At 62.2% G+C, this 10196-nt stretch carries 9 protein-coding genes; 7 read left to right on the top strand and 2 right to left on the bottom strand.

Annotated features, from left to right (window positions below; translation table 11 throughout):
* Positions 1–882: 882 nt before the first annotated feature.
* From AKG11_RS24775 to AKG11_RS24805, 7 genes are all read left to right on the top strand, one after another.
* Positions 883–1779, top strand: a complete 897-nt coding sequence (locus AKG11_RS24775; protein ID WP_024270781.1) for a LysR family transcriptional regulator — start codon at positions 883–885, stop codon at positions 1777–1779.
* A gap of 104 nt (positions 1780–1883) precedes the next feature.
* Positions 1884–2687, top strand: a complete 804-nt coding sequence (locus AKG11_RS24780) for a carbon-nitrogen hydrolase family protein (protein WP_082342635.1) — start codon at positions 1884–1886, stop codon at positions 2685–2687.
* Positions 2688–2797: 110 nt separating this feature from the next.
* On the top strand, positions 2798–3460 hold the full coding sequence (locus AKG11_RS24785; protein ID WP_023513742.1) for an RraA family protein: 663 nt from the start codon (positions 2798–2800) through the stop codon (positions 3458–3460).
* Positions 3461–3518: 58 nt separating this feature from the next.
* Positions 3519–4574: an ABC transporter substrate-binding protein gene (locus AKG11_RS24790; protein WP_024270780.1), complete on the top strand. Its 1056-nt coding sequence runs from the start codon at positions 3519–3521 to the stop codon at positions 4572–4574.
* 120 nt (positions 4575–4694) lie between these two features.
* A complete protein-coding gene (locus AKG11_RS24795; protein WP_050745949.1) occupies positions 4695–5768 on the top strand; it encodes an ABC transporter ATP-binding protein in 1074 nt (357 codons plus the stop codon).
* The gene (locus AKG11_RS24800; RefSeq protein ID WP_023512291.1) at positions 5765–6625 is read left to right on the top strand and encodes an ABC transporter permease; all 861 of its coding nucleotides are present in this window, start codon (positions 5765–5767) and stop codon (positions 6623–6625) included. The genes AKG11_RS24795 and AKG11_RS24800 overlap by 4 nt, the downstream gene beginning before the upstream one ends.
* A gap of 11 nt (positions 6626–6636) precedes the next feature.
* The gene (locus AKG11_RS24805; protein WP_023512292.1) at positions 6637–7431 is read left to right on the top strand and encodes an ABC transporter permease; all 795 of its coding nucleotides are present in this window, start codon (positions 6637–6639) and stop codon (positions 7429–7431) included.
* A gap of 109 nt (positions 7432–7540) precedes the next feature.
* Here the strand turns inward: AKG11_RS24805 and AKG11_RS24810 are convergent, their stop codons facing one another.
* Positions 7541–8713, bottom strand: a complete 1173-nt coding sequence (locus AKG11_RS24810; RefSeq protein ID WP_050745849.1) for a M20 aminoacylase family protein — start codon at positions 8711–8713, stop codon at positions 7541–7543.
* Between the two features lie 30 nt (positions 8714–8743).
* Complete coding sequence (locus tag AKG11_RS24815; protein ID WP_050745850.1) at positions 8744–10177, bottom strand: aldehyde dehydrogenase; 1434 nt, start codon at positions 10175–10177, stop codon at positions 8744–8746.
* Between the last annotated feature and the right edge of the window lie 19 nt (positions 10178–10196).

Here is a 10196-nt window from a genome sequence, read left to right on the forward strand (position 1 = left end):
CAACCTTGCGGCCAGCCCCGAAAACCAGTGTAACTTCTCTTGATAAACGTGACCGCCAAAGTCTCTTTCCGGACCGGTTAAACCAGTCCACGACCCCGCCGACCACGTTTCTCTTTCTTCTCTATTCAATTGTCAAATAACCGACGGTCAACACCGTCCCAGTCTCACCAGAACTGCAAAAATCACCCGAACCAAATCAGGCTCAATTCTCACCAGTCCCATCAGGAAACCCTAGAGCGAGTTCGTCGGTCGCCAGAAGCGCCGCCGCTCTCGTTCGATGGCCGGGTTATAGGCCCACTCATCCGCTTACGTCAACACCGGATTTCATAAAATCGCAAAAAAACGAGAATAATCCTGTGGCCAGGCAAATCGAACGCATCATCCCCGCAGAACGTTCCGATCGCGGTCTCGCAACGACAAGGAACTGTTTACAAGGATAGCCCGCATTCCGAGGCCGAAATTCAAAGCATCAAGCGTTTGGGGATTCCCGCTCTGATCCGCAATGGCCGGTTGATTTCGCAACTGGGCGGGAGCTTGGCGGCCAAGCGCCCTAACGCGCGCCCGTGGTGAGGTCGTTCTCGCCTCTCTCAGCAAGCGGCTGCGTCCCGTCTCATCGGAACAGGAGCGACGTTACGCCCTGCTTCGACTGATCACGCTCAGCATTGCTGCCGACACTGGTTTCTGGATGGTATCGGTTCTGAGGGCGCACATGAATATTAGCACCCGTCTCCACGGAACGATCGACAATGAGCAAACGATCATCGACCTTAATGAAAAGGGCAGACCGGCTTGTTGTCGGGACAGGTGTCCGTTCCAAAGCCGTGGAAATCACCCACCAGCGTGTATATCGAGGGGACACGAAACTCCTGGGATGGACAGGCAATGAATCTGCGCTTCGTCGAGACATTTGTCTGGGTTGCACGGCTTGGAAGCTTCCGGGCCGCAGCCGACCGGCTGAACGCAACTCAGGCCGCCGTCTCCAACCGGATCGCGAGCCTCGAAGCGGAGATGGGCTGCGAGCTCTTCGAGCGAGTGCCGGGCGGGGTACGGCTATCGACCATCGGGCAGCGCGCGATGCAACCCGCCGAAGAGCTGTTGAAGGCCGCCACCAGTTTCAAGGTTGCGGTCGGCAGCCCGCAAAACCTACGCGCGACCGTGTCAATCGGCACCATCGATTCCATTGTGCATGCCTGGCTGCCGAACTTCATCGAGCGGGTGAAAGAACGCTTTCCCGCGCTCGGTCTCGACCTCAACGTGGATACATCACTGGCGATCGGCCGCGAGATCAGCGACAGGCGGCTCGATCTCGCACTGCTGATGGGGCCAGTGCTTACCCCGGGCCTCAAGAACATTGACCTCGGCACGATGGAATGCGCCTGGGTCGCGGCCCCCACCTTCCGGCTCGGTGGGCAGGAGTTGCGGCTGCAGGACCTTTCCGCCTATCCGGTGCTCACCTTCTCGCGCAACAGCGTGCCGCATATCTGGCTGCTGCGGCAGTTCGAGGAACTGGGTGTGCAGCCACCGGTCATTTCCAATTCCAACTCCCTTTCTGCCATGTTGCGGCTCGCCCAGGACGGCATTGGCATTGCATTGCTGCCTGTGCCCATGGTGGCACCTATGATCGCCAACGGCACGCTGGAGGAACTTGCGATCACGCCGAACTTCCCCGCCCTCAAGCTCCATGCCGTCTATGCGGATGATCCAGAAAATATAATTCCTTCAATGCTCTCGGTGATCGCCAGAGAAGCATCGCTCGACACAACAGGTATTACCGCCTAGCGCAATCACCACAAGTTTTTTCTATCGGGAGCGACAATTCTTTATCGTTTGTCATTCCCGTCATGAGGCTCGACGATGCCTTCGCTGAGACTTGGAGGACTTCGATGAAGATCAGTGTTGTGCAAATGAATTCCGGCTCCGACAAAGCCAAGAACCTTGATGACGCCGAGCGCATGGTGCGCGACGTGGTGGCCCAAGAGAAGCCAGACCTCGTCGTGCTGCCGGAATATTTCGCCTTTCTCGGCGAGGGACGCGATGCCGTGCACGGCAGCGGCGAAAGTTTCCCGGAAGGCAGCACCTATCAGCGCTTCGCCGCGCTTGCCAAGGAACTCAGCGTGACGCTGCATTGCGGCTCGATGGTCGAAAAGGCTGGCAACAACCACTACAATGCCTCGGTCGTCTTCGGTCCCGAAGGCAATGAGATCGCAAAATACCGCAAGATCCACCTCTTCGACGTAGACACGCCCGGCGGTGTCTCCTACCGAGAATCCGACACGATCGGCCGCGGTGAGGACGTGGTGACCTACAAGGTCGGCGACACGACCGTCGGCTGCGCCATCTGCTATGACATCCGCTTCCCCGAGCTCTTCCGGGCATTGCGCGACAGGGGCGCCGACGTCATCGTGCTTCCCGCCGCCTTCACGCTGATGACCGGCAAGGACCATTGGGAAGTGCTTGCCCGGGCCCGGGCTATCGAAACGCAGACCTACTTTGTCGCGGTCGGTCAGGCCGGCGCCCATGCAGACGGCAAGAAATGGTGCTGGGGCCATTCCATGGTCATCGATCCCTGGGGGCACATGGTTGCACAGTGCTCGGACGGCGTTGGTGCCGCCACGGCCAAGCTTGACCTCAACCGTATCGGCGCCGTGCGCCGCGACGTTCCGGTCGCCCAGCACCACGTCCTCTAGGACAATCCCAGCCCTCTGGGGCCGAAAACCCTTCTCTTTGTTTTATGCGGTTCCAAACGCAAAAGTGCCGCGCATTTTTCCCGGAGCCGCCTTGTGGAGCAATTCCTGTCATGTTCGTCGTCAATCCCATGCCGCAGCAGATCGCCCCGGCCCTCATCAGAAAGATGGAGCAGGTCGAGACCGCAACGGTCGGCCACTTCCTGCATTCCGGCTTCATGACCCGCGAGCTTCGCGCCGTATTGCCCGAAAAACGCATCGCCGGCACCGCGGTTACCGTGCGTCTGCCCCACGCCGATTCGACCATCCTGCACTACCTCACCAAACTGGTACGGCCGGGCGACTTTATCGTCGTCGATCGTTGCGGCGACGACAAGCATGCCTGCTGGGGCGGCGTCGTGACCCATTCCATGAAGCTGGGCGGCATTGTCGGCGCGGTCATCGACGGCCCGGCAACGGACTTTTCCGAGATCCGTCGCGTCGACTTGCCGATGTGGTGCCGTGGCCCCTCGCCGATCACCACGAAGATTCTTGGCCTTGAAGGAGCAATCAACGTGCCTGTGTCGGTGGGTGGTCAGACAGTAAACCCGGGCGACGCCATCATTGCGGACGAGAGCGGCGTTCTTGTGCTTGAGCCCTCCAGGGCGGAATGGGCGGTGGACAAGGCAATCGGCATGCAGGAAAGCGAGCTCATCCTGCTCGAGCGACTGCGCAGCGGCGAAAAATTGCCCGACATTTCCGGCGCCACGAAAATCGTGGAAGCCTCGGCCGCTTGAAGCGGCTCAATGCGATAAAGAAAATGGGAACAATCGGTTCAAGAGCGGAGGAAAACTCATGACCGCAGTAAAAAACGCAACCCGCGCCGGCCTCACAGCGCTTGCCATGGCTCTCGCCACATCCGTGGCGATGGCCGATACGGTGGTTCTGACCGCCTATTCCGGCATCTTCCAAGAAAACTACGTGAAGGCTGTCGTCGAGCCGTTCATGAAAGCCAACCCTGACATCACCGTGGAATTCTACGGCATGCCGAACTCCGCCCAGATGCTTGGCACACTGCGCGCACAGGCAAGCGCGCCGCAGATCGACATTGCCATCATGGACGTCTCAGTCGCCAAGGCCGCGACCGACGAAGACATCTTCGCGCCCATGGACGAAACAATCACGAAGCATCTTGCCGACCTCTACCCACAGGCGCGTTATGAAGGCGTCAACGCCGTCGGTGTCACCTTCGACAATCTCGTCCTGCTCTACAATACCGACAAGGTGAAACAGGCCCCAACCTCCTGGACCGCGCTGTGGGACGCGCAATATGCCAAACAGGTCTCCATTCCAGCCGTGCCTGATATCCAGGGCACGACACTGACCATCATCACCGACAAGATGGCCGGGGGCACGACCTATATCGAGAGCGTCGAGGCCGGCATCAAGCGGCTGGAAGAACTTGCTCCCCTCGTCCAGACCTGGGAACCGCGGCCCGATGTCTACCAGCCGATTTCCAGTGGCACGGCGGCGATCGGCATCGGCTGGAATGCCCGCGCGCAGGTCTATGCCGACCTCTCGGACGGCAAACTCGGTGTGGTTCTGCCTGAGGAAGGCAGTGGCTTCCAGATCAACGTGATCGGACTGGTCAAGGGCGGGCCCGCGAGCGAGAGCGCGAAGAAATTCATTGATTATGCGCTGAGTCCGGAAGCGCAAGCCGCCTTTACCGAGCAGATGTTCTACGCACCCACCAATTCCAAGGCCGCGGCTCTCATCTCGGAAAAGGCACTGAAGCGCACGGCTGCAGGCGCCATGGACAAGATGATCGACATCAATTGGCTCGAGGTCGCAAAGGTCCGAGACGCCATTACCGAGCAGTGGCGTCGCCGCGTCATTCCGCTCAGCCGCTGATGCCGACCTGAAGCGTTTCCATCCTCTCGGGGCACGGAAGCGCTTCATCTCTCTGTCTTTCCGCAGTTCCGCCCCTGGAAACAGCTTCGCTCCCTGCCGGAATTGCCCCAGGAGTTCCTCATGCCCACGACTTCCGCTCCCGACGAGCATCTCAGACTGGAAGGGATCGGCGTCAGCTTCGGCGCCGTCAACGTGATCCCTTCGCTCGATCTTTCCGTTCGCAAGGGCGAGATGGTCGCTTTCCTCGGCCCCTCGGGATGTGGAAAGACGACGACACTCCGGATCATCGCCGGCCTCAACAAACCCTCCCGGGGCAATATCATGGTGGGAGGGCGCGACATCACGCACCTTCCCATCCATGATCGCGACATGGGCATGGTCTTCCAAAGCTACGCTCTCTTCCCCCACCTGGATGTATCGCACAACGTCCAATTCGGGCTGCAGATGCGCAACGTCCCCTCCCGCGAGGCGCAAAAGCGGGCGGCGCAGGCGCTGGAGATGGTCCAGCTCGGGCACCTTGCCCATCGCAAGCCCAAGGAGCTATCGGGCGGCCAGCAGCAGCGTGTGGCGCTCGCCCGCGCCCTCGTCATCGAACCGTCGATCCTGCTGCTTGACGAGCCGCTTTCCAACCTCGATGCCAAGCTGCGTGACGAGATGCGCGTGCAAATCCGCGCACTCCAGCAGCAGAGCGGCATCACCGCCGTGTTCGTCACCCATGATCAAGTCGAGGCGCTATCGATGTGCGACCGCGTGGTGGTCATGCGCGGCGGTCATGTCGAGCAGTTCGGCACGCCGACCGAAGTCTATGAACGCCCCGCAACGGCCTTCGTCGCCAATTTCGTCGGCCGCACAAACCGCCTCAAAGGCATGATCACAACGGAGAGCACGCTCTCGGGTGCAGGCCAGCAGCTCCGCTCTGCCACACGCCTGCCGGCAGGTCCTGTCGACATCCTCGTTCGACCGCACCGCATCCGCCTTGAGGAGACGGGTGAGGCCGACAACAAGGTCCAGGGCACGGTTTCAACCATCACCTTCGTCGGCGACCTCGTGCAGTACGGCGTCAGCGTCAGTGGCGAGGAGATCGTCGTCGAGGAGGCAACACGGCGAGGCCGCAGCCCACTTACAACAGGAGATAGCGTCACGCTCGGTTGGTCGGCCGAAGACACACTCATCTATCCGGCGGGCGAGAAATGAGCGCCGCCGCCCTGCCCCGCACCTGGCGCGACGACCAGCTCGCCGTCGTCCTGCTCCTCCCGATCGCACTCATCAATGCCGTCGGCTTCATCCTGCCGGTGCTGAACCTCGCACGGTACTCCTTCAACAAGTCGCGCATCGGCGGCGGTATCGAGCAGGTCTTCACCTGGGAGAACTGGGCGGGCCTGCTCACCGATCCCTTCTATCTCGAACTGGTCGTCAATTCCGTCTGGATCAGCCTCGCCATCACGCTGACGACCCTCGTCGCCTCCTACCCGATCGCACTCTACCTGCACCGTGCGTCCGGCTCTTGGCGAACCTTCCTTACCGTTCTCGTCATCTCGCCGCTGCTGACCTCCGCCGTGGTTCGCACCTATGGATGGATCGCGATCCTGACCGACGACGGCCCGGTGGTCAGCGCCATAAAAGCAATCGGCCTGCCGGCACCAAGCCTGATGTTCAACATCAAGGGCGTCTTCATCGGCCTTACCGAGATCCTCATGCCCTACATGATCCTGGCATTGATGGCCGGCTTCGGCCGGCTTGATCCGCGGGTCGAGGAAGCCGCGCGGACACTCGGTGCGACACCCGCCCGCACCTTCCGCAAGGTCATCCTGCCACTGACACTGCCCGGCATCGCACTTGGCTGCCTGCTCTGCTTTGTGCTCGCCGTCTCATCCTTCATCACACCAAAGCTGATGGGTGGTGGGCGGGTTTTCCTGCTAGCGACCGAAATCTACGACCAGGCGATCGTCACCCTGAACTGGCCGCTCGCCTCCACACTTTCGATCCTCGTGCTCGTCGTGTTCGGCGCCGCACTTTGGGCTTACTCCGCCGTATTGCGACGTCTCGACTAGGAGGTAAAATCATGGAAATCCACAAGACCTCCTGGCCGATGCGCATCCTCGTCTTCGTGCTGTTCGTCTATCTTCTGGCGCCAGTCATTCTCGTCTTTCCGCTATCCTTCTCCGGCGATCAGGTGCTGCGCTTCCCCCCGTCCTTCTGGTCGACGCGATGGTATTCGGCGCTCTTTGCGAACAGCCAGATGCTGAAAGCCTTTTGGACCAGCCTGTCGCTGGCGGCGATCGTCACGGCGCTCTCAATTGTCATCGCCGTACCGGCCGCCTGGGTGATGACCCGGCTGAAGTTCACAGGGAGGGATCTTCTTTTCAATATCTTCACCGCACCATTGCTGCTGCCCACCATTGTGCTCGGCCTCGCCATCCTCATCGTCTTCGCCTCCTTCGGGCTGCTGGCGACAATGCAAGGCCTCGTCTTCGCCCATCTTGTCGTGACACTGCCCTATGCCCTGCGTGTGCTCGCCGTTTCGCTCAGCACCCAGGACCGTGCCTGCGAGGAGGCCGCGCGCACGCTTGGTGCCAAACCGCTGACCGTGTTCTTTCGCGTCACCGTGCCGATGCTGAGGCCCGGCATCGTTGCGGCGGCCGCCCTTTGCTTTCTTGTCTCGTTTGATGAAGTGGTAATCACGCTCTTTCTCACCGGTCCACGCATCAGTACGCTTCCGGTCGAGCTCTACAACTATGTGTACAACCAAGCCGACCCGCTCGTGGCGGCCGCCTCCGCGCTACTGATCCTGCTGACGCTGACCGTGATCATGATTGTCGAGCGGGCGATGGGTCTTGGCAAGGCTTTCGTCAAATAGGAGACGGCGAACCCCACCATGAAGTCGCCTTCCACGGCAAACCAGCCTCGGCCCTCGTCCCTCGGCCGTCTTCGCTGGAGATCGGCTTGAGACGAAAACCGATAGGGCCTCAAATCCCGCCCGCATTCGCCAACGACACCAGCTCGATCCAATAGCTGACGCCGGCAGGAATGACGTCGTCGTTGAAATCGTATTTCGGATGGTGGAGGCCGGCGGTCTTGCCCTGGCCGAGGAAGATGTAGGCGCCGGGGCGCTTTTGCAGCATGAAGGCGAAGTCCTCGCTGCCCATCATCGGCGCCACGTCGCGATCGACATTTTCGGCACCCGCCACCGCGGCGGCGGCGGCAAAGGCGATGTCGACATTGGCGTCCGCGTTCACGGTCACCGGGTAGTCGCGCAGATAGTGCAGCCGTGCCGTGGCGCCGAAGGTGCTCGCCGTCAGATCCACCACCTCGCCGAGCCGCCGTTCCATCAGGTCCTGCACCGCCCCGTTCAGCGTGCGCACCGTGCCCTTCAGCAGCGCGACGTTCGGGATCACATTGTCCGTGAAGCCCGCATTGAAGGCGCCGAAGGAGAGAACGGCGCTGTTCAGCGGATCGACATTGCGCGCGACGATCGAGTGGGCGGCGCTGACGATCTGCGCACCGACGAGAATGGGATCGATGCAATCGTGCGGGCGGGCGGCATGGCCGCCGCGGCCGTCGATCTCGATGCGGAAACGGTCGGCCGCGGCCATGATGGGGCCGGTGCGCATGCCGAACGTGCCGGCGGCAAGGCCCGGCATGTTGTGCATGCCGTAGACCTGGGTGATGCCGAACCGTTCCAGCAGGCCGTCCTTCACCATCTCGTTCGCGCCGCCGCCGCCCTCCTCGGCCGGCTGGAAGATCACCGCGACGCTTCCGGCAAAGCGCCGTGTGGCGGCGAGGTATTTCGCGGCACCGAGCAGCATCGCCGTGTGCCCGTCATGGCCGCAGGCATGCATCAGGCCGGCGGTCTGCGAGGCATAGCTGCAGCCGGTCTCCTCCATGATCGGCAGCGCGTCCATGTCGGCCCGAAGGCCGATCACGGGTCCGCCGGCGCCGGCCGAGCCATGGATGAGACCGACGACACCCGTGCGTCCGATGCCGCTCACCACCTGGTCGCAGCCGAATTCGGCCAGCTTCTCGGCGACGATACCGGCCGTGCGGTGCACCTCGAACTGCAATTCCGGATGCCTATGGAAATCATGCCGCCACGCCACGATTTCCTCGAGCATCGGGGCGATGTCCTTGTTGAGCGGCATGGGCATAATCTCCGGATTTTTGGCTTGGGATCAGAAGCTGATCGTCTTGTGCTCGATGTAGTGGTTAATGCCCTCGGCGCCGAACTCGCGGCCGATGCCGCTCTGCTTGAAGCCGCCGAAGGGCGCCATCAGGTCGGCCGCCGCGCCGTTGATCGACAGGCCGCCGGTGCGCACCTTGCGGGCGATGTCGAGCGCGGCCGGCACGTCGCGAGTCCAGACGGAACCGGCGAGGCCGTATTCGGAATCGCCGGCGATCTCCACCGCCTCGTCGATGTCCCGGTAGCGGATGACGCTGACGACCGGGCCGAAGATTTCCTCGCGCGCGATCCGCATCGTGTTCGTCACGCCGGTGAAGACGGTCGGCCGGATGAAGGAGCCGTGGTTGATGCCATCGGGCATGCCATGGCCGCCGATCGCAACCGAAGCGCCCTCCTCGATACCGAGCGCGATATAGTCGTCCACCCGCTTGCGCTGGCGTTCGGAGACGAGCGGGCCGATGAAGGTCTGCTCCTCCGACGGATTGCCGACGACCATCTTGGAGACCTCGTCCACCATGGCATCGACGAAGCTGTCGTGCTGGCCCTCGGAGACCAGGATGCGCGTCTGCGCGACGCAGACCTGGCCATTGTTGGGGAAGGAGCGGTAACGCAGCGCGCTGACCGTGCTCTCGATATCGGCATCCGGCAGCACGATCGCCGCCGACTTGCCGCCGAGCTCCAGGCTGAAACGGGCGAGCCGGTCGCTGGCGATGTGCGCTATACGCTTGCCGACGGCGCTCGACCCGGTGAAGCCGATCTTGTCGACGCCCGGATGGCTGACGAGATGTTCGCTGACTTCGCGGTCCGCCACAAGAATGCTGACCACGCCCTCCGGCACGCCGGCTTCGGCAAAGAGTTCGCCGAGGAACTGGCCGCTGAGCGCGGTTTCCGGCGCGAGCTTCAGGATGACCGTGCAGCCGGCCAGCAGCGCCGGATAGAGCTTGACGAGTGCCACCTGATGCGGCGCGTTCCACGGAATGACGGCGGCGACGACGCCGACCGGCGCGCGCATCCAGAGGGTCTTCGCTTCGGGAAAGCCATCCCGCGTCGCCTCCCAGGGATATTCTTCCGCCGCCTTGAAATAGGCGAGGCTCTGGTCGCGGATCAGCGTCTGGATCGCCCGCGTATACCAGAGCGGTGCGCCCATCTCGCGTGAGACGAACTGCGCGAATTCCTCCGCTTTCGCCTCGTAGAGATCGAAGAAGCGGCGCAGCACCGCGATGCGCTCGGCCGGCGTCAGGCGGGGCCAAGCGCCCTTGTCGAAAGCGTCGCGGGCCGTGGTCACAGCAAGGTCCACATCCGCCCGCGAGGCCAGCGGCGCCGAGCCGACGAGCGCGCCGTCATAGGGCGAACGGACCTCGATGCGCTCCGCGCCCAGTGGCTCCTGTCGACGGCCGCCAATGAAGTTTCCAGTGAAATGTACCATGTCGCGCTCAGCCTGTTCG

Source organism: Shinella sp. SUS2 (assembly GCF_001262505.1).
Taxonomy (GTDB): domain Bacteria; phylum Pseudomonadota; class Alphaproteobacteria; order Rhizobiales; family Rhizobiaceae; genus Shinella.

What these genes read in the sequence shown, in the direction of transcription:
- AKG11_RS24775 (WP_024270781.1), top strand. Translation starts at nt 883, where the DNA reads ATGAATCTGCGCTTCGTCGAGACATTTGTCTGGGTTGCACGGCTTGGA.
- AKG11_RS24780 (WP_082342635.1), top strand. Translation starts at nt 1,884, where the DNA reads ATGAAGATCAGTGTTGTGCAAATGAATTCCGGCTCCGACAAAGCCAAG.
- AKG11_RS24785 (WP_023513742.1), top strand. Translation starts at nt 2,798, where the DNA reads ATGTTCGTCGTCAATCCCATGCCGCAGCAGATCGCCCCGGCCCTCATC.
- AKG11_RS24790 (WP_024270780.1), top strand. Translation starts at nt 3,519, where the DNA reads ATGACCGCAGTAAAAAACGCAACCCGCGCCGGCCTCACAGCGCTTGCC.
- AKG11_RS24795 (WP_050745949.1), top strand. Translation starts at nt 4,695, where the DNA reads ATGCCCACGACTTCCGCTCCCGACGAGCATCTCAGACTGGAAGGGATC.
- AKG11_RS24800 (WP_023512291.1), top strand. Translation starts at nt 5,765, where the DNA reads ATGAGCGCCGCCGCCCTGCCCCGCACCTGGCGCGACGACCAGCTCGCC.
- AKG11_RS24805 (WP_023512292.1), top strand. Translation starts at nt 6,637, where the DNA reads ATGGAAATCCACAAGACCTCCTGGCCGATGCGCATCCTCGTCTTCGTG.
- AKG11_RS24810 (WP_050745849.1), bottom strand. Translation starts at nt 8,713, where the DNA reads ATGCCGCTCAACAAGGACATCGCCCCGATGCTCGAGGAAATCGTGGCG.
- AKG11_RS24815 (WP_050745850.1), bottom strand. Translation starts at nt 10,177, where the DNA reads ATGGTACATTTCACTGGAAACTTCATTGGCGGCCGTCGACAGGAGCCA.